This window comes from Leisingera sp. MMG026, assembly GCF_021654205.1.
In the GTDB taxonomy this organism is placed as follows: domain Bacteria; phylum Pseudomonadota; class Alphaproteobacteria; order Rhodobacterales; family Rhodobacteraceae; genus Leisingera.
Genome location: NZ_JAKFZM010000025.1, coordinates 57,996 through 75,643, shown reverse-complemented (window position 1 = coordinate 75,643; position 17,648 = coordinate 57,996). Strand labels below are relative to the sequence as shown.

At 63.6% G+C, this 17,648-nt stretch carries 19 protein-coding genes; 2 read left to right on the top strand and 17 right to left on the bottom strand.

What is annotated here, in order from left to right:
* Nucleotides 1-108: 108 nt before the first annotated feature.
* The 14 genes from ftsH to ruvC all read right to left on the bottom strand — a co-directional run bounded on the left by ftsH (nt 109) and on the right by ruvC (nt 12,909).
* Nucleotides 109-2,022 (bottom strand): ATP-dependent zinc metalloprotease FtsH, encoded by a 1,914-nt coding sequence (gene ftsH / locus L1069_RS14845; RefSeq protein WP_129371745.1) that lies wholly within the window; start codon nt 2,020-2,022, stop codon nt 109-111.
* 78 nt (nt 2,023-2,100) lie between these two features.
* Entirely contained in the window at nt 2,101-3,354 is a 1,254-nt protein-coding gene (gene tilS, locus L1069_RS14840) for a tRNA lysidine(34) synthetase TilS (protein ID WP_237456179.1), read from the bottom strand.
* Complete coding sequence (ybgF, locus tag L1069_RS14835) at nt 3,351-4,181, bottom strand: tol-pal system protein YbgF (RefSeq protein ID WP_237456178.1); 831 nt, start codon at nt 4,179-4,181, stop codon at nt 3,351-3,353. Before ybgF ends, tilS begins: the two co-directional genes overlap by 4 nt.
* Nucleotides 4,182-4,185: 4 nt before the next feature.
* Nucleotides 4,186-4,695 (bottom strand): peptidoglycan-associated lipoprotein Pal, encoded by a 510-nt coding sequence (gene pal / locus L1069_RS14830; protein WP_237456177.1) that lies wholly within the window; start codon nt 4,693-4,695, stop codon nt 4,186-4,188.
* 91 nt (nt 4,696-4,786) lie between these two features.
* Complete coding sequence (gene tolB / locus L1069_RS14825; protein WP_237456176.1) at nt 4,787-6,112, bottom strand: Tol-Pal system beta propeller repeat protein TolB; 1,326 nt, start codon at nt 6,110-6,112, stop codon at nt 4,787-4,789.
* Nucleotides 6,109-7,242, bottom strand: a complete 1,134-nt coding sequence (locus tag L1069_RS14820; protein ID WP_237456175.1) for an energy transducer TonB — start codon at nt 7,240-7,242, stop codon at nt 6,109-6,111. Before L1069_RS14820 ends, tolB begins: the two co-directional genes overlap by 4 nt.
* 15 nt (nt 7,243-7,257) lie before the next feature.
* Nucleotides 7,258-7,749, bottom strand: coding sequence for a protein TolR (gene tolR, locus L1069_RS14815; RefSeq protein ID WP_129371750.1), 492 nt, complete (start codon nt 7,747-7,749; stop codon nt 7,258-7,260).
* A 3-nt stretch (nt 7,750-7,752) separates the two neighbouring features.
* Nucleotides 7,753-8,448: a protein TolQ gene (gene tolQ, locus L1069_RS14810; protein ID WP_129371751.1), complete on the bottom strand. Its 696-nt coding sequence runs from the start codon at nt 8,446-8,448 to the stop codon at nt 7,753-7,755.
* Nucleotides 8,449-8,553: 105 nt separating this feature from the next.
* The gene (gene ybgC, locus L1069_RS14805; protein ID WP_237456174.1) at nt 8,554-8,937 is read right to left on the bottom strand and encodes a tol-pal system-associated acyl-CoA thioesterase; all 384 of its coding nucleotides are present in this window, start codon (nt 8,935-8,937) and stop codon (nt 8,554-8,556) included.
* 61 nt (nt 8,938-8,998) lie between these two features.
* On the bottom strand, nt 8,999-9,541 hold the full coding sequence (gene thpR / locus L1069_RS14800; protein ID WP_237456173.1) for an RNA 2',3'-cyclic phosphodiesterase: 543 nt from the start codon (nt 9,539-9,541) through the stop codon (nt 8,999-9,001).
* Nucleotides 9,541-10,209 (bottom strand): hypothetical protein, encoded by a 669-nt coding sequence (locus L1069_RS14795; protein WP_237456172.1) that lies wholly within the window; start codon nt 10,207-10,209, stop codon nt 9,541-9,543. The genes thpR and L1069_RS14795 overlap by 1 nt, the downstream gene beginning before the upstream one ends.
* A gap of 323 nt (nt 10,210-10,532) precedes the next feature.
* The gene (gene ruvB / locus L1069_RS14790; protein ID WP_129371755.1) at nt 10,533-11,564 is read right to left on the bottom strand and encodes a Holliday junction branch migration DNA helicase RuvB; all 1,032 of its coding nucleotides are present in this window, start codon (nt 11,562-11,564) and stop codon (nt 10,533-10,535) included.
* A gap of 144 nt (nt 11,565-11,708) precedes the next feature.
* Nucleotides 11,709-12,398: a Holliday junction branch migration protein RuvA gene (gene ruvA / locus L1069_RS14785; protein ID WP_129371756.1), complete on the bottom strand. Its 690-nt coding sequence runs from the start codon at nt 12,396-12,398 to the stop codon at nt 11,709-11,711.
* Nucleotides 12,399-12,411: 13 nt separating this feature from the next.
* On the bottom strand, nt 12,412-12,909 hold the full coding sequence (gene ruvC / locus L1069_RS14780; protein WP_129371757.1) for a crossover junction endodeoxyribonuclease RuvC: 498 nt from the start codon (nt 12,907-12,909) through the stop codon (nt 12,412-12,414).
* Nucleotides 12,910-13,235: 326 nt separating this feature from the next.
* On the opposite strand from ruvC, the gene L1069_RS14775 reads away from it, so the two are divergent.
* Nucleotides 13,236-13,454, top strand: coding sequence for a DUF1127 domain-containing protein (locus tag L1069_RS14775; RefSeq protein WP_129371758.1), 219 nt, complete (start codon nt 13,236-13,238; stop codon nt 13,452-13,454).
* Between the two features lie 169 nt (nt 13,455-13,623).
* Here L1069_RS14775 and L1069_RS14770 read toward each other — a convergent pair whose 3' ends face one another.
* The 3 genes from L1069_RS14770 to L1069_RS14760 all read right to left on the bottom strand — a co-directional run bounded on the left by L1069_RS14770 (nt 13,624) and on the right by L1069_RS14760 (nt 16,326).
* Nucleotides 13,624-13,968 (bottom strand): hypothetical protein, encoded by a 345-nt coding sequence (locus tag L1069_RS14770; protein WP_134829258.1) that lies wholly within the window; start codon nt 13,966-13,968, stop codon nt 13,624-13,626.
* Nucleotides 13,969-14,071: 103 nt separating this feature from the next.
* Nucleotides 14,072-14,944 carry a 50S ribosomal protein L11 methyltransferase gene (locus L1069_RS14765; protein WP_134829257.1) on the bottom strand — a complete coding sequence of 291 codons (873 nt, stop codon included), beginning with the start codon at nt 14,942-14,944 and terminating at the stop codon, nt 14,072-14,074.
* A gap of 146 nt (nt 14,945-15,090) precedes the next feature.
* A complete protein-coding gene (locus L1069_RS14760) occupies nt 15,091-16,326 on the bottom strand; it encodes an MFS transporter (RefSeq protein WP_129371761.1) in 1,236 nt (411 codons plus the stop codon).
* A 122-nt stretch (nt 16,327-16,448) separates the two neighbouring features.
* On the opposite strand from L1069_RS14760, the gene L1069_RS14755 reads away from it, so the two are divergent.
* Nucleotides 16,449-17,510, top strand: coding sequence for a YeeE/YedE family protein (locus L1069_RS14755; RefSeq protein WP_237456171.1), 1,062 nt, complete (start codon nt 16,449-16,451; stop codon nt 17,508-17,510).
* Nucleotides 17,511-17,648 lie beyond the last annotated feature (138 nt).

The window sequence follows — 17,648 nt, the reverse complement described above, 5'->3', positions numbered from 1 at the left end:
GAGCACCACCCCCCCCCCCCCCCCGCGGCCCCCGCCACCCGTCCCAAAAACAAACGTCCCGGAAACCGCAGCTGGTTTCCGAGACGTTTCATTTTCAGGTTAGGATCCTCACGCTGTCGGCTCAGGCTCCATGCCGCCTTCCGGCGGGGATTTTTTCGGCTTGGCCTTGGGGATTGCGGTGACCGAGGCATTACCCTCATCCTCGCCGCCATCTTCGTCATCACCGGCTTGCGGCGGCTCGCCATTCATGACGCGCTTGATCTCTTCACCGGTCAGCGTCTCGTACTCCAACAGGCCCTGCGCCAGGCGTTCCCACTCATCATGATGGTCGGTCAGGATCTGGAACGCGCGGTCATAGCCGGCTTGGATGAAGCTCTTTACCTCTTCCTCGATCATCTCCTTGGTATTTGCGGAGACCGAGAAGCCGGCAGTGTTGCCCGAATAGCCCTCATGCGCTTCGGCATAGTCGATATTGCCGACTTTGTCGGACATGCCCCAGCGCATCACCATGGCGCGGGCCAATTGGCTGGCCTGCTGGATGTCGCCGGCCGGGCCGTTGGACACATGGTCCTCGCCGTATTTGATCACTTCAGCCGCTTTGCCTGCCATCGTCATGGCCAGCTTCTGCTGGCATTCATCACGGTGCCAGTTCAGCCGGTCCATTTCAGGCAAGGACACCACCATCCCCAGCGCGCCGCCGCGCGGAATGATTGTCGCCTTATAAACCGGATCGCATTCCGGCAGTATATGGCCGACAACCGCATGCCCGGCTTCGTGATAGGCGGTCTTTTCCTTCTGATCCTGGGTCAGCACCATCGAGCGGCGCTCGGCCCCCATCATCACCTTGTCCTTGGCCGATTCGAAATCTTCCATGGTGACAAAGCGGCGTCCGACGCGGGCCGCCATCAGTGCCGCCTCATTCACTAGGTTGGCCAGATCCGCACCCGAGAAACCAGGCGTGCCGCGGGCGATGATGCGCAGATCCACATCCGGCCCCAGCGGCGTCTTGCGGGCATGCACGCCCAGGATCTTTTCGCGGCCCTTAATATCCGGGTTGCCAACGGTGACGTTGCGGTCAAATCGGCCCGGTCGCAGAAGTGCGGGGTCCAGAACGTCCTTACGGTTGGTCGCGGCCAGGATGATCACGCCCTCATTGGCCTCAAAACCATCCATCTCAACCAGCAGCTGGTTGAGCGTCTGCTCACGCTCATCATTGCCGCCGCCATAACCGGCGCCACGATGGCGGCCCACGGCGTCGATCTCGTCGATGAAGACGATGCAGGGGGCGTTTTTCTTCGCCTGCTCGAACATGTCGCGCACACGGGACGCGCCGACACCAACGAACATTTCCACAAAGTCGGAGCCAGAGATGGTGAAGAACGGCACGCCGGCCTCGCCAGCAATCGCGCGCGCCAGCAGCGTCTTGCCGGTGCCCGGAGGGCCGACCAGCAGCGCACCCTTGGGAATCTTGCCGCCCAGGCGCGAAAATTTCTGCGGGTTGCGCAGGAATTCGACGATCTCTTCCAGTTCTTCCTTGGCCTCATCAATGCCGGCCACATCGTCAAAGGTCACCCGGCCATGCTTTTCGGTCAGCATCTTGGCCTTGGACTTGCCGAATCCCATGGCACCGCCTTTGCCGCCGCCCTGCATCCGGTTCATGAAATAGATCCAGACGCCGATCAGCAGAATGAAAGGGAGCAGCGTGATCAGGAAGGACTGAAAGCCCGACTGCTGCTGTTTTTCGGCGCGCACTGGAATGTTCTTGTCGATCAGAAGTGCTGTGACTTCGGCATCGGCCGGTTTGATGGTGACATAGTTCTGCCCATCGGTCGTGGTGTAGCGCACCTGTTCCCCGTCCAGAGTGACGGTGCTGACCTTGCCGGTCTCAACCGAGCTGACGAAGTCCGAGAAAGTGCGTTCACGGCTCTGCATCGTGCTGCCGGAACCGCTGAACAAATTGAACAGCGCCAGAATCAGCAGAAACAGAACAACCCAGAAGGCGATATTGCGAGCGTTGCCCAAGGAAAGTTCTCCCTATCAGATAGGCGCGCCACACGGGCCGCCTGCGTTGTGCTTAAAATAAGGATCATTCGAGCAGGTTCAATGCGATAAAAGGGATGCAAAGAACTCTTCTTCGGTTCCGGCGGTTTCCGCCGACCAGCCATTGGCAAATCCAGCCGCTGGTGCAGCCGCCAATTCCCCGCCCCGCCACACTGCCGGAGTGGCCTGCAGCACGGCGCCCGGCATCCCTGCAGCACGCCAGTCCGGGCATAGTTGCAGACCCTTTTGGCCTAGCGCGCGAATCTCGCAACCCTTTGCGTCGCCGCCATAAACCTTCCACCTGCCGTCCCAGGCCTGCCCCGGCAGAGAGGCCTCGCCGCGCACGGAATTGTATTCGCGGCAGATCCATATTTGTTTGCTGGTGGTGACCAGACGGCAGCCCGCCAATGTGGCCGATCCGCCGTTGCGCGCCGCCAGAACGGCTTTTTCCATCGGCACACGGCGCGGCGGGTAGGCAGTGCCGGAAATCCACTGAATGGAGCGCACCAGCAGCCGGTGGCTGATTTCACTGGGCAAAGTGCGGAATTTGCGCTGGCACAGGACAACGGCCCCCGCCTGAACATGCGCCAGGTCGCGGGCGGCAAGGAACACGTACCAGTCCAGCGCTTCACGGGCTTTGGCCATGTTGCGGGCAATCTTGGCAAAAACCGCAGGGGTCAAGCCCAGCGGCGCCAGTTCCTGCAGCGCCCGGCGCACCCGGACCCGTTCGAATCTGGTATCCTCGTTGCTCGGGTCTTCTGACCATGCAATGCCACGGCCTTCCAGATAGTCCCGCAATTCGCAGCGGGTTACATCCAGCAGCGGCCGCAGCAGCGTCACGCCGTTGTGCGTGCGCCGCTCTGCCATGCCCGACAGCCCGGTCACACCCGAGGCACGCGCCATCCGCATCAGCACCGTTTCGGCCTGATCATCGGCAGTGTGGCCCAGTGCCAGCACCGGGATGCCGTGGCGCCGTGCCCAGCCGGTCAGCAGATCATAGCGCGCCTCGCGGGCCTGATTCTGCAGATTGCCCTCTTGCGGCCCGTCTTCCCAGCGCAGCACCGCATGGCTGATGCCAAGCCGGGCTGCCGCCGCCCCTGCAACCTCTGCCTCTGCCGCCGCTTCCGGACGCAGCCCGTGATCCACAGTGGCTGCAAACAACGTGACCTCGCCGCCGGCGAAACAGTCGTGCAGCAGATGCAGCAGCGCCATCGAATCACCGCCGCCCGAAACAGCGATTCCCAGCCGGTCAGGAAGGGCGGAGCGAAACTGGCTCTGCACCAGGGGCAGGATATCGCGCCGCACGCCCGTCAAGAACAGCCCAGCTTGGCCATTTCCGCCGCGGCCTCGGCCTCTTCTGCCGCACCCGGAAAGCGCACGCCGACCTCGGTCAGCGTCACGCAGGCCTGATCGGTCTGGCCAAGGCGGCCCAGTGCCGAGCCCAGCTCAAACAGTGCCTTGGGGGCCACCGGCCCGGCGGAATTGCCGGAAAACGCCGCCAGATAGGCCCGCGCGGCCTCGCGGGTGTCGCCCAGCCCGTCCAGCGCCTTGCCGCGGCTGAATTCGGCGGCCGGCGCCAACGGGCTGCCCGGATAGACCTGATTGAAGGCCGCGAATTTCTCCGCCGCATCCTGGTAAAGCCCCTCGGACAGCAATTTTTCAGCAGCGTCAAAGTCCGCCTGCTCGCCGATTGCCAGCTCTCCTGCTGCCGGGCCGCCCGCGCCCTCTGTCTCAATGGCGCCGGCGCCTGCAACCGGCAGCTCACCGCCGCCCAGCGTGGTTGTCTCGCCCAGGGCGCCGATGTCGCCGCCTTCCAGCTCGACCAGCCGGAATTCAAGATCACCGATCCGGTTGGTGCCATCGCTGACAATCCGGTCGATCCGGTGGTTCATCTCCTCGGTTTGCAGGGTCAGCCGCTGCAGCTCGCTTTCAATCGCGCCGACCCGGTCCAGAACGGTATTGCCGGATAGATCCGCCGAGGGCGCGCCGGTGGTCGACAACTCCCGCTTCAATCGCTGGATCTCGACGTGCAATACAGTCAGCTCCTGACGGATATCAGCGAGGGTCTGCTGATTCTGCGCCGCCAGCGGCAGCGGCAGCAGCAGTACAGAGGCCAAAAGCGCAATGCGCAAAGATTTCATGGCGTTACCCCGTCAACCCGCCTGCCAGAACCGTCACCGCGCGGCGGTTCTTGGAATAGCAGACCTCGTCCGAGCAGATTTCCAGCGGGCGTTCCTTGCCGAAGCTTACCACCTTGATGCGGCTGCCGGCGACACCTTGGGACATCAGGTATTCGCGGGCGGCATTGGCGCGTTTCGCACCCAGGCCAAGGTTGTATTCGCGGGTGCCCTGCTCGTCTGCGTGGCCTTCGATCGTGACCACATAATCGGCGTTCCGGGCCAGCCACTGCGACTGGCCTTGCAGCGTTGCCTGGGCTGCAGACGACAGGGTGGACTGGTCGATTGCAAACAATACCCGGTCGCCCACGGTCTGCTGGAAATAGGCCGGGCTGGCCGGATCCAGCGCGCCTGCACCGGCGCCTGCACCGCCTGCCCCGGCCCCGCCGCCGTTCAAATCGTCGTTCCATGGGTTGCTGCTGCAAGCTGTCAGCCCCAGCACGGCCACCGCCGCCATTGCCAATTTCAAACCGCTCATATCGTCTGCCTATCCCTTTGCGTTTCTTAACCCGAAACTAGCATAAGCCCGGGGGTGGTACTATGCGGGTATCCCCGCCTTAACGGCCCATTTACTGCTGCAGCGGAGACCAGGCCGGGTCCGAGGCCCCGTCCGGCGTCCGTATCGGCTTCAGATTGCGCCCTGTAATGTCCACCGAATAGAGCAACGCCCGCCCAGTGCTGCCCTGGCTTTCACGGGTGAACATGATCACCCGGCCGTTGGGCGCCCATGTCGGCCCCTCGTCCAGGAACGAGGCAGTCAGCAAGCGCTCCTCGCTGCCGTCGGTGCGCATCACGCCGATATGGAACCGGCCCTTGTTCTGTTTGGTAAAGGCAATCATGTCGCCGCGCGGCGACCATACGGGCGTGCCATAGCGCCCCTGGCCAAAGCTGATCCGCCGCGCCTCGCCGCCGCTTGCGGGCATCACATAAAGCTGCTGACTGCCCGAGCGGTCGCTTTCAAAGACAACCTGCGACCCGTCGGGCGAAAACGACGGCGCGGTCTCGATCGAGGGCGCCGAGGTCAGCCGGGTCTTGCCCCCGGTTCCGATATCCATCGAGAACAGATCGGTGTTGCCGCCCTGGGTTTGCGAGTAAACCACCGTGCGCCCGTCCGGCGCAAACCGCGGCGCAAAGCTCATGATGCCGTCGCCGCTGGACAGGATCTTGCGCTGCACTTGGCCGACATCCAGCACATGGATCTGGGGAAAGCCGCTCTCATAGCTGGTGTACAGCACCCGGTCGCCAGTGGGCGAAAACCGCGGTGCCAGCACAAGAGACGCACTGTTGGTCAGATACTGCACATTGGCGCCGTCGTAATCCATGATCGCCAGCCGCTTGCGGCGGTCGTTCTTGGGGCCGCTTTCAGAGACATAGACCACCCGGCTGTCGAAATAGCCGCTTTCGCCGGTGATTTCGCTGTAGATCGCATCAGCCACCTTATGCGCCATCCGCCGCCAGCCGCCGGTGGTGCCGGAAAACTGCAGCGCGCTTTCCAGTTCCTTTTCCGCAAACACGTCATAGCCGCGGAACCGCACCGTCAGCCGGTTGCCGGTGACGCTGACAGCGCCAGTGATCAGCGCCTGAGCGTTCACCGCTTTCCAGTCGGCATATTTCACCGGGTTGTCAAAGCCGGTCACCTTGGAGATATGAGCGCTGGCGGGCACTTCGCGGAACAGTCCGGTGCCGCTGAGGTCCGCCGCCACCACCCGCGCGATCTGCGCCGCATGCTCCGCAGCCGAAGGGGTCTCGGGCACAAAATCCGGCACCGCATAGGGCAATGGCTCAATCACACCCTGATCGATCTCGATACGGAGCGGGCCGGTCTGCGCCGCAACGGCGCCCGCCCCGGCCAGTGCCGAAGCCCCGATCAGCACAGCTGCCAGAATTTTCCTCATTTGATCCGCATCCTTTCCGGATTGAATGTCATCTCAATATCACGCCATTGCGCGTATTTTTCAGGGGGAAGCTGAAACCCCTTGGCTCCGCAGCGGATTATTGCCCGCCGAGCGGCCCCAAAGGCCTGTTGTGCCGCCGATGACGAGCCGCCGGTGCTTGACAGCATCCGGATGCTGCCGCTGTCCGGCTTGCCGTCCTGCGCCAGCGACACCGTCACCACCACCGTGGTGTTCAACGCATCCGTCGACAGCGACCCCACGTTCCAGCACTGCGACACCGCAACCCGCAGGGCATCCTTTTCGCCCAGCGTCAGCGGCGGGCCGGATGGTTCCGGCGCCTCAACATCGGCACCGCCTGCCAGGGCTTCTGCCAAGGCATCCTCTACTGCGGAAGGCGTATCCGCCGTCTCCGGCTCCGGCTGCCCGGCCGGCTGGGCCGCTTCCACGGCCTCTTCCGGTTGCGGCTGCGGCCGGGCCGGCCGTGTCCTGGGCCGCACCGATACTGCCGGCGCAGCGGAGGCTGCAACGTCCTCGCCTTCGTTTTCTTCGGTCACAATCCGGTCGCTGGCAGCCTCGGGCGCAGTGGCCTCCTGCACCTCCTGTTCGGTCTCGGCGCCCTCTTCCGGTGCCACTTCCGGCTGGGCAGCATCGTCAACCCTGGTGTCCGGTTCTGGTGGCGCAACAGGCTCAGGCGCGACACGCTCCACCGGGCGCGGCGCAGTTTCAGGGCGCACCTGCGGCACCAGCGCAGCTATCTCCGGCTCCTCAGCCGCTGCAGGCGGCGTGTCCGGCACATCCGGCTCGGGCTGCGGCTCGGGGATCTCTGTCACTTGCGGATCCGGCGCCGCCGGCGCGACCGGTTCGGGCTGAACGGTTTCCGGCTCCGGGTCCGGCTGCGGCGCGGGCTCGGGTGCGGGCTGCACTTCGGCCGGTTCATTCAACGGTGCAGGTTCAGGGGCAACTTGCGGCGCCTGGCGCTGCTGGCTGAGCTTTTCAAACTGCTCGGCCGATATCAGCGCCACCTGCTGCACCCGGGACGGCAAAGGTTCGGAGGGGAACCAGGCGCCAAAGACAACCCACCCCATCAACAGCCCATGTCCGGCAAGAGAGATCCTGGTTCCGGTCTGCACCGCCCGCGTCCCCGCTTACTGCCCTGCACCCTCAGACGGCTGCCCGTCCAGGGCCGGGCCGCCGGTGTCCGTCACCAGCCCCACGTTGGAAAACCCGCCTGCGTTCAGCGCGCCCATCACCTGCATGACATCCGCATAGGCGATCCTGCCATCCGCCCGCAGAAACACCCGGTCCGAGCTGCGCTCGGCCGCAATCGCCCGCAGCTTGGGCACCAGTTCATCGCGCGAAACCGGCGTGGTCTGGATTTCAACACCACCCTCGGCGGTCATCGTGACAGTCAGCGGCTCTTCCTCATCACCGGGCAAGGCGCCCGCTGCGGTCTTGGGCAGCTCTACCGGCACGCCGACCGTCATCAGCGGTGCCGCCACCATAAAGATAATCAGCAGCACCAGCATCACATCCACAAAAGGCGTGACATTGATTTCCGACATCACCCTGCCGCGTCCGCGGCGGCGTCCCCGGCGGCGGTTGCTGCCTCCTGAAGGCTGCTGGACTGCGGCACCCATAGCTCAGGAATCCAACTGGCGGCTGAGGATGGTCGCGAACTCATCGGCAAAGCCCTCATAGCCGCCAATGATGCGGTCGCTGTCCGCGCTCAGCTTATTGTAGAAAACCACTGCCGGAATGGCCGCCAGCAAGCCCAGCCCGGTCGCCATCAGCGCCTCGGCAATGCCGGGCGCCACCACGGCAAGGTTGGTGTTCTGCTGTTCTGCAATCTCGATAAAGGCGGTCATGATGCCCCAGACAGTACCGAACAGCCCCACAAACGGCGCGGTGGAGCCAACGGTAGCCAGAACCGACAAGCCGCTTTGCAGCCCTTCGGTTTCCTTGGCGATGGCCACATCCATCGACCGGTCGATGCGTGCCTGCGCGCCAGGGATCAGCCCGCCGTCGCTGCGGTGGCTGCGTCGCCATTCCGTCATGCCTGCGGAAAAGATCCGGGCCGCCTGACCCGGCGGCCTTGCCCCGACCTGGTCGAACAGCTCATCCAGCGGATTGCCGGACCAGAAGGCGCGGTCAAAGGCATCCGCCTCGCCGCGCGCCTTGCGGTAGTTGATGGTTTTCTGAATGATGATGCCCCACGACCAGACCGAAGCCCCGATCAGCATCAGCATCACCAGTTTCACGGTTACGGTGGCCCGCGCGAAAAGGCCCCACATGGAGAAATCAATCTCCTGCGCCAGCGCCAGAGTTTCTGCTTCCATTCGCCTGCTCTACGATTTCCCGGCCGTTTCTCCGGCCTTATTTGGCCAAAGGCTAGCCCAGTTCAATGTCAAAGGCCATTAAAACAGGCGCTACTGCGCCAAATGTTACTGCAATGCGCGAATCTCTGCCGGAAGCCGCGCAGGCTTGCCGCCTGTGGTGATGCAGACAATGGTGACCTGGGCCCGGAACAGCGGCTGGCCGCCGCGCGTGACCTCTTGAATCAGCACCATCCGGGCCGGTGTCACATTGTGCAGCGCGGTGGCGACAAGCAGCTCCTCGTCGAATTTGGCGGGCGCCAGGTAATCCGCCTCAATCCGGCGCACAACATAGATCCGCCCGGCCTCGCGCATGGCGTTCTGATCGACACCGATGCCGCGCACCCAGTCGCTGCGCGCACGTTCAATAAACCGCAGGTAGTTGGCGTGATAGACGATCCCGCCCATGTCGGTGTCCTCGTAGTAGACCCGCACCGGGAATTCGTGGATCATGCTCTGCACTCCTGTGATTTGGCGGGCAATCTATGGCTGGGGCCGGGCCGCCGCAAGCGCCTCAGCTCTCCAGCGGGTATTCCGCCAAAACATCATAGCGCGCGCCTTCGGGGGCCAGCGTAGACTGGTATAGCGCAAAGCATTCCGCATCGGTCTGCAGCCGGAAGCCCGCCGCCGCTTGCAGGAAGCCGGCGATCTTCTCCAGCTGACCCGGCTGCAGATTCCGCGGGAACCGGGCCAGCGTCACATGCGGGCGGAACCGTTCCCGTGCCAAAGCAATTCCCGCCGCCTGACAGGCACTGCGCACTTGGTTCCGCAGGCGGTTCAGCTCCGGCGTCTTTTGCACTGCGGCAGCCAGTACCCGCGGCTGCCTGCCGCCAAAGGTCTCCAGCCCCTGAATGCTGAGGGTCAGAACCCGCGCGCGGATGGCGGCGAGTTCCTGATGCAGGGCTTGCAGCATCTGTTCCGGCTGATCATCCAGAAATGCCAGCGTCAGATGCATATTCTCTGCAGGCACCGGCCGCCCTGCGGTCAGCTCTTCTTGCACGCGCTCCAGCGCAATCCGGGCTGCATCAGGCAGCGGCAAGCCCGCAAAAGACCGCATCAGGACTGCGGTTGCCCCGCCGCCGGCGCTTGCAACCGTGCAAACAAGCGCAGGGCGTGGGACTTGTCGTCCGCCGCCAGCGGCATCATCCGGTCATAAGCTGCCGCGATGATCCCTGCAATTTCGGGGCGCAGGATAGTGGCGCCGGTCTCCGGCAGCACCGCCAAGGGGGAGGTTTCAGCAAAGGCCGCTTCGCCCCACATCAGCGCCACCTGCACCGCCTGGGTCAGCGCCAGTGTCTCGGCGGGCATCTGCGCCATCGCCCCCTGCATCCGCAGGAACACAAACGCCGCCTTGATGCCGCCCTGATCGTCAAACCGGAACGCCCGGTACTGGCTGGCCTCCGCCGCCTTCAGCCGTGCCACCAGCGGCGCCAGCCCGGGGATCAGCCGGTCCAGATCAGGCACTTCCAGCAATTCGTCCCAGTCCAGGAAAAAGAAGAACATCAGGTTCGAGCCCAGCTCAGGGTCGGTCTCGGCCATCTGATGGCCCGCCAGCGTCATCACTGCCTCCAACGCACCCTTGACGGTTTTCAGCGTCTCGTCCTGAACGCCAAAAACGATCGGCGCTACCGGCCGGCCCCAGCGGGCACAAGCGTATGCGCCGTCTTGGCGGGTGAACAGGGCTTCGATCTGTTCGGGCGTCAGGTCTGGCAGCTGGGCGGTCATATGCGTCTCCTTGATCCTGTTCTGTCTATGCCGTCTGAGCCGCGCATCGGCAAGGGGGAGACTCCCGCACCTGTCCGGCCCCCTGGCTGCACCAGGCCGCCGCAAACAGCCTTGGGCCGTGCGCCGCTGGCGCGGCGCATCCAGCATTGCGTGAAACAGATGCGGTCCGGCTTCTTTCTGGTCAAAAACACCCCCGCCGGAGGCAACGCCGCGCTGCAGCTCAGCACCTGGCCGGAGCATCACACAGGCACATCGCCTCCACCTTCCGCCCCCACAGTATAGGTAAGCACGGGGGGTACAGCTTATGGTAGTTACTCCGCTACCTACCCGAACAGATCGTTCCGGGAACGCGGCGGCGCCATCCCCAGGTGGGTCCAGGCCTTTTGCGCCAGCATCCGCCCGCGCGGGGTGCGCTGTATCAGCCCTTGCTGCAGAAGGAAGGGTTCAATCACCTCTTCCAGCGCGTCGCGGCTTTCGGACAAGGCCGCGGAGATCGTCTCGATCCCCACTGGTCCGCCACCGTAATTCTCGGCCACCAGGTTCAGATACCGCCGGTCGGCGCCATCCAGCCCCAGCTGATCCACCCCCAGCCGGGTCAGCGCGCCATCGGCCAGTTCGCGGGAGATCCTGCCATCGCCCTCCACAACCGCAAAGTCCACAACGCGGCGCAAGAGCCGCCCGGCGATCCTGGGGGTGCCGCGGGCGCGCCGCGCGATCTCGCGGGCGCCTGCATCATCCGCAGGCGCGCCCAGTTTGCGGGCATTGCGGCGGACAATCTCGAACAGCTCGTCAATGGTATAGAACTGCAGCCGGGTCGGGATGCCGAAGCGGTCGCGCAGCGGTGTGGTCAGCAGGCCCATCCGGGTGGTGGCCCCGACCAGGGTAAAGGGCTGCAACTCGATCCGCACAGTGCGCGCCGCAGGGCCTTCACCGATCACCAGATCCAGCTCGAAATCCTCCATCGCCGGATAAAGCACCTCCTCCACCGCCGGGTTCAGCCGGTGGATTTCGTCGATGAACAGCACATCGCTGGCTTCAAGATTCGTAAGGATCGCTGCCAGGTCGCCGGCCTTGGCCAGAACCGGGCCGGAGGTCATGCGGAAATTCACCCCCAGTTCACGGGCAATAATCTGGGCCAGAGTAGTCTTGCCAAGGCCGGGAGGGCCGTGGAACAGCGTGTGGTCCATAGCCTCGCCGCGGCGGCGGGCGGATTCAATAAAGACCTTCAGGTTGGCGCGGGCTTCGGCCTGGCCGATGAATTCACCAAGCCCCTGCGGACGCAAGGCACGGTCGTTTTCGGCTGAACTGTCCTCAGGCAGCGGTTCGGGGCGCAGAGCGGGGTCGGCGTCAATCATGGTACAGGTCTCTCTGATATGTCCCACCCGGCTGAAGGCCGGGCAGCGCCCGACCCTCCCGTTTTGCCGAAAGCAAACCTTTGGTTTGACGGGAGGGCGCTTCGCACCCGCCCAGCGTCGGGCGCTGCCCTTGGTGTTTCATCTTCACCCCTTCGGCGCCAGCAGCCGCAGCGCCGCGCGGATCAGCTCTGCTTCATCCGCATCCGGATAGGTGGCCGCAGCCTCAGCCACCGCTGCCGCCGCGTCCGACGGACCATAGCCGAGATTGCCCAACGCCGACAGCGCCCCGGCCGACGCCGCAGCGGCACCAGTGGGTTTCTTTGGCGGCGCCTTGCGGGCCGGTTTGGCAGCAGGTGCCGGCCCGGCGTCCTCGACCACCTCCAGCCCGGGGCCGTCCATCGCATCCGCCACAGCGCCCCCCATGGCCATCACACCCGGCGCCTTGTCCTTGAGGTCCAGCACGATGCGCTGCGCGGTCTTGGGGCCGACGCCCTTGGCCGCCTTCACCGACGCCCAGTCGCCTAAAGCAATCGCCCGGCTGACCCCGTCCGGCCCCAGCGTGCCGAGAATGGCCAGCGAGACCTTGGCCCCGACCCCCTGCACCGAGGTCAGCAGCCGGTGCCATTCCTTCTCCACCAAAGAGGTGAAACCATAAAGCTGCATCAGGTCTTCGCGCACCACCATCTCGGTATAAAGCGCGATCGCTTCGCCTGTGCCCGGCAGCGCCGCCATGGTGCGGTCGGAGCAATAGACGATATAGCCGACACCGCGCACGTCGATCAGCACGTGGTCCTGCGACCGGTAGTCGAGGCGGCCTGTCAGTTTGCCGATCATGCCAGCCTGCCAATCATGCGCGTTTCTCCTTCAGCTGCCGTTGCGACGTGCCGCCGTAATAAGCATGGCAGATGGCAATCGCCAGTGCATCCGCTGCATCGGCACCCTTGGGCGCACAGCCGGGCAGCTGCAGTTTGACCATATGCATGACCTGCTCCTTTTCGGCGTGCCCCACGCCCACCACAGTCTTTTTGACCCGGTTGGGGGCATATTCGCCCACCGGCAAGCCTGCCTTGGCGAGCGTCAGCAGCGCTACTCCGCGCGCCTGACCCAGTTTCAGGGTGCCGGCACCGTCCTTGTTCACAAAGGTCTGTTCGATCGCGGCCTGATCCGGGGCATAGGCCTCAATGATTTCGGTGACCTGATTGTGCAGCGACAGCAGACGCTCGCCCAGATCATCGCCATCCGAACAGCAATGGCCGTTGGCAACATGGCTCAGCCGCGGGCCATTTGATTCGATGACCCCCCATCCAAGGGTGCGCAGCCCCGGATCAATTCCCAGAATCCGCATGATGTGCCCAGTCCCCGTCTGCTCTTTGCAATTATTTTTCCAACGATTAGCACAAAACGCGAACATGTCCAATTGCTTTCCCTGTGCGCCGCACGCCGCCAGGGAGGCAAATCCTGTCCTGAAACCGACCTTCCGCAATAGGCGGAACGACATTTCCCGGCAAAAGCAGCGCTCAGGCAAAGCGACCTTGTTATTAAGGCGCAAAGCTATGCGCACTGTGCATATGACGCATGCAATTTCGGATCTTGCCGGGTTGGATTTTCCTCACTAGATGCCCGCCATCGCAACATCGCGACGAAGCCAACACCAGATCAGAGGACACGGATATGGCCGCATTTGACACTACCCGCACCACCTATGGCTCCACCGGCCTGTTTGGCCGCTTCGGCGCACTGGTTGCAACCGCAACCGGCATGTTTGCTGCCTGGAATGACGCCCGTGCAACCCGCAACGCCCTGTCGGGCCTGACCGACCGCGAGCTGGCCGACATCGGCATGTCGCGCGGCGACATCGAAGCCGTTGCCACTGGCAAAACTGCTTTCTGAGCCCCCTTTTTCCGCCCTGCCTCCTCCCTCGGGGCGACTAGGGAAACGCCGCGGACCTGACAAGGCCGCGGCGTTTTTTGTTGCCGGATTGCGCGGCAGGGCCGCGCCGCAAAAAAAGGCCGCCGGCTCCCCCTGCCAGCGGCCTTTTTGCCCCCTGCCCGCATTGCTGTCAGCGCAGAACGGGCCCGATTTTCCGGGCCAAGAAGACTGACACCGGGTCTGCCTGCATCAGGAAGGCGCCCGCGCGTTCAATGCCGCTGCCGCCGGCCAGTGTCTGCACCCGCGCGTCATAGCTGCCAAAGCCAAGCGCCGCCATCAGGAAGCCCTTGAACAGCAAAAACGCCGCCGCGAAGAAAATCAGCGAGCGTCCTGAAATCCGGGATTGCAGCCGTTGCGGCTTTACCACCAGAAGCCCGTCCGGCCGCAGCTTTGCGGAATAGCCCGCGGACAGGGCTTCATGTTTGCGGTTGATGTGCTTCAAACGCGCCTGGAACTGATCACGATGTTCGCCCATTACGAGCCTCCGAACTGGCCCCCACCAGCGGATGGCCCATCTTTGGCTCGAATTGGGGCGAAAATGCGGCAAACCATTCAAATTCGCCGCAAAGTTAAGTCAATCAGCCCGCTTTACGGAGAAGTAACGTTGTCCATTCACCAATTTCATCCCGGCGCTCGGGATTGATGCCGTTCTGCGCATAAACGTTAACCACGTCCTCGGCCTGCTCGTTCAGAATGCCCGAGAGAATCGCATAGCCGCCGGGCCGCAGATTCGCAGCGACATCCGGCGCCAATGCCACCAGAGGGCCCTTCAGAATATTGGCGAAGATGAGGTCGAACGGCGCCTGCGCCTGTAGATCCGGGTGATCAAAACCGGCGGCTTCCACACAGGCAACCTGGCCTTCCATGCCATTGGCCTTAAGGTTTGCTTCGGCGACTTCAACCGCCACCTGGTCGATGTCGCTGGCCAGAATGGTGCCGTCCCAGACCCGGGCTGCCGCCATTGCCAGCACCGCGGTGCCGCAGCCGATGTCGGCCACCTTTTCGCCATGAAAGCCTTGATCCAACAGATGATCCAGCGCCTTGAGACAGCCCAGCGTGGTGCCGTGGTGGCCGGTGCCAAAGGCCATCGCCGCCTCGATCAGCAGCGGGATCCGGTCCGCAGGCAGCTTGTCCGCGTCATGCGAGCCATAGACAAAAAAGCGCCCCGCTTCGACCGGTGCCAGTTCGCGGCGCACATGGGCGACCCAGTCGGTTTCCGGCAGTTCCGAAACCACAAAGGGCTTGGCTTCATGCATCGAGGCCAGCAGTGCAAGACCGGCCGCATCCGGAGCATCGGTAAAGTAGCCGCCAACTTCCCACAGGCCCGAGCCGTCCTCCATCTCAAAGACGCCCACACCGCTGGGTTCCGGGGTCAGGCGTTCCATGGCTTCGCCCAGCGCTTCGGCCTGGGTTTTTCCGGTGAGCGTGGTGAGGGCAGTGTATGTGGGCATGGCGTCTCTCCTGAAACTGTTGCCCAGCGCCTAGGTCGCCGCGCCGCCCGCGTCAAGCACCCCGGCCTGGCCGCAGGCCAGGCAGCGCCCGCGCACACAGTGAGCGCGGGCGCTCGCCCCGCGGCTGGCTCCACGGGGCTGCTGGACTATTCTGCCGGCGCCGGGCTTGCGTATTTGCTGAAGATAGTCTCATTGCCAGGTTCCGGATGGCGCGGGATCAGCAGCGACAGGGACAGCGACACCAGCGCCATGGCCGCCGCCAGGACAAAGACCATTCCGGGCGACAATACCCACAAAAGACCCAGCAGCACCGGCAGAAACACCGCTGCAATATGGTTAATGGTAAAGGCCACCGCTGCGGTTGGTGCGATATCCCCGGGATCGGCGATTTTCTGGAAATAGGTTTTCAGCGCCAGCGCCAAGGCAAACAGCACATGGTCGATCACGTAGAGCACCGCCGCAACCGCCACCCCCCAGCCGAACCAGTAGATCCCGCCATAGGCCGCAAAGACAATCGCCAGCCCGGTGTATTCGAAAATCAGCGTCCGGCGCTCGCCAAACATGGCCACTGCCTTGCCCAGCATTGGCGCCAAGACAATGTTGATCACCAGGTTGATCAGGTAAAGCCCGGTCAGCTCATGCACATCAAAGCCGAATTTTTCGACCATCATGAAGCCTGCAAAAACCACAAAGATCTGCCGCCGCGCGCCGGCCATGAACTGCAGCGCATAGTACAGCCAATAGCGTTTGCGCAGGATCAGCTTCTTGGTCTGCGGATGCGGCGCATCAAATTGCGGGTAGGCAACCAGCGCAAACAGCGCGATCAGCGCCGTTGCCCCGCCTGCGGCCAGAAAGACAGTATTATAGGCCAGATCAAACCGGTCCCAGGTCAGCACGATGAGGCCGTAGACCACCAGCGTCGCCGCTGATCCCGCAGCCACCAGCCAGCCCAGCGTCTGCGGCGCCTTCTCCTTGGACAGCCACTGCAACTGCAGCGACTGGTTCACCGTCTCATAATAATGAAAGCCGATGGAGCTGAGCAGCGTCACCATCAGCAACCCGCCCAGAGAGGGGAACCAGGCGGTGACAGCTGTGGCCACGCCCAGCAAAGCAAGCGAAATCAACCCCAGCACCTGCTCGCGCACAAACAAGATCACCGCAATCACGCCGACCGCCAGGAAGCCCGGGATCTCCCGCACCGTGTGCAACAGGCCGATATCGGCGCCGTCAAATTGCGCTGCCTCGATTACGAAATTGTTGAGCAATGCGCTCCAGGCATTGAAGGCGATTGGCATCGCCAGCGCCATCACAAACAGCAGCACCATGGGACGGCGCCAGAAGGGGAGGCTTTGCGCCTCAAGCAGGGGCATGGGCTTGAACATATCCAGCATCTACGCTCCCCAACGGGATTTGGCGAGAGGGCAGCGGCCAATGCACATCTGATCTGCATCAATGCAGAGGTGGCCGCATAAACATATCACCATTCGTGAATGGGAGTTATGTGATGGATCTGGTTCCTTTGGTTGAACATATCGGTGAGGCCCCTGCCGCCGCGTTGTTCGGGCTTCTGACCGGCGCTGTCTTCGGGGTGGCGGCGCAAAGATCTCGCTTCTGCCTGCGGGCAGCTACGGTGGAATTCGCCAGCGGCCGCCTGGGGGACAAGGTTGCGGTTTGGCTGCTGACCTTCTCCACGGCTGTTGTCTGGGTGCAGGCGGCACAGATGCTTGACCTGATGGACAGCGCCGATGCAAGGATGATGGCGGTGCCCGGCAGTTGGTCCGGTGCCATCCTGGGCGGGCTGATGTTCGGCGGCGGCATGGTGATGGCGCGCGGCTGTTCAGGGCGGCTGCTGGTGCTGGCAGCCACCGGCAACCTGCGCTCGGTTGTGTCGGGTCTGATCTTCGCCGTCGTCGCGCAAATGAGCCTGTCCGGCCTGCTGTCGCCTTCCCGGGACTGGCTTGCCGGGCTCTGGATTACCGAAGGCGGGCGCAATCTGGATCTCCTGGCTGCGCTTGGTCTGCCAAAGGCGGGCGGGCTGGCACTGGGCCTAGCCACCGCCGCCTTGGCGCTGGTGTTAGCGCAGCGCAACCGGATCGGTGCGAAAAGACTGATCTTTGCCTCCGGCGTTGGGTTTGCTGTCGCGCTGGGGTGGGTGCTGACTTATGCGCTCAGTCAGGTCAGCTTTGATCCGGTGCAAATCGAGAGCGCCACCTTCACCGGACCATCGGCGCGCACATTGATGTTCTTCCTCGACCGCAATGCAGTTCTCGAGTTTGACATCGGCCTGGTTCCCGGCGTGTTCATCGGCGCAATGCTGGCCGCAGCACTGGCCGGAGAAATGAAACTGCAGGCTTTTGACAGCCCCTCCACCATGCGCAAAGCAATGGTTGGCGCGGCTTTGATGGGTTTTGGCGGCATGCTGGCCGGCGGCTGCGCGATCGGAGCAGGTGTCACCGGCGGTTCGATTTTCACTGGCACCGCCTGGGCCGCGCTGTTCTGCATGTGGGCCGGGGCGGTCGCTACCAGCTTGCTGATCAGAGATCACGCCGAAAGTCTGCGGGTTTGATCAAACGATAGATGCGAGGCTCTGCCTCGCGCTCCGGGATATTTTAAACCAGAAGAACAAGGGGGCCAGCCTTCTTCTTGCTCAAAATATCCCGGGGGAGGCCGCAGGCCGGGGGCAGAGCCCCCCTTCATCCCGGCA

Coding starts and splice junctions, on each gene's coding strand:
- L1069_RS14755 (WP_237456171.1), top strand. CDS start 16,449: ATGGATCTGGTTCCTTTGGTTGAACATATCGGTGAGGCCCCTGCCGCC.
- ruvA (WP_129371756.1), bottom strand. CDS start 12,398: ATGATCGGCAAACTGACAGGCCGCCTCGACTACCGGTCGCAGGACCAC.
- L1069_RS14775 (WP_129371758.1), top strand. CDS start 13,236: ATGGCCGCATTTGACACTACCCGCACCACCTATGGCTCCACCGGCCTG.
- tolR (WP_129371750.1), bottom strand. CDS start 7,749: ATGGGTGCCGCAGTCCAGCAGCCTTCAGGAGGCAGCAACCGCCGCCGG.
- L1069_RS14770 (WP_134829258.1), bottom strand. CDS start 13,968: ATGGGCGAACATCGTGATCAGTTCCAGGCGCGTTTGAAGCACATCAAC.
- thpR (WP_237456173.1), bottom strand. CDS start 9,541: ATGCGGTCTTTTGCGGGCTTGCCGCTGCCTGATGCAGCCCGGATTGCG.
- tolQ (WP_129371751.1), bottom strand. CDS start 8,448: ATGGAAGCAGAAACTCTGGCGCTGGCGCAGGAGATTGATTTCTCCATG.
- pal (WP_237456177.1), bottom strand. CDS start 4,695: ATGAGCGGTTTGAAATTGGCAATGGCGGCGGTGGCCGTGCTGGGGCTG.
- tolB (WP_237456176.1), bottom strand. CDS start 6,112: ATGAGGAAAATTCTGGCAGCTGTGCTGATCGGGGCTTCGGCACTGGCC.
- L1069_RS14795 (WP_237456172.1), bottom strand. CDS start 10,209: ATGACCGCCCAGCTGCCAGACCTGACGCCCGAACAGATCGAAGCCCTG.
- ybgC (WP_237456174.1), bottom strand. CDS start 8,937: ATGATCCACGAATTCCCGGTGCGGGTCTACTACGAGGACACCGACATG.
- ruvC (WP_129371757.1), bottom strand. CDS start 12,909: ATGCGGATTCTGGGAATTGATCCGGGGCTGCGCACCCTTGGATGGGGG.
- L1069_RS14765 (WP_134829257.1), bottom strand. CDS start 14,944: ATGCCCACATACACTGCCCTCACCACGCTCACCGGAAAAACCCAGGCC.
- ruvB (WP_129371755.1), bottom strand. CDS start 11,564: ATGATTGACGCCGACCCCGCTCTGCGCCCCGAACCGCTGCCTGAGGAC.
- ybgF (WP_237456178.1), bottom strand. CDS start 4,181: ATGAAATCTTTGCGCATTGCGCTTTTGGCCTCTGTACTGCTGCTGCCG.
- L1069_RS14760 (WP_129371761.1), bottom strand. CDS start 16,326: ATGTTCAAGCCCATGCCCCTGCTTGAGGCGCAAAGCCTCCCCTTCTGG.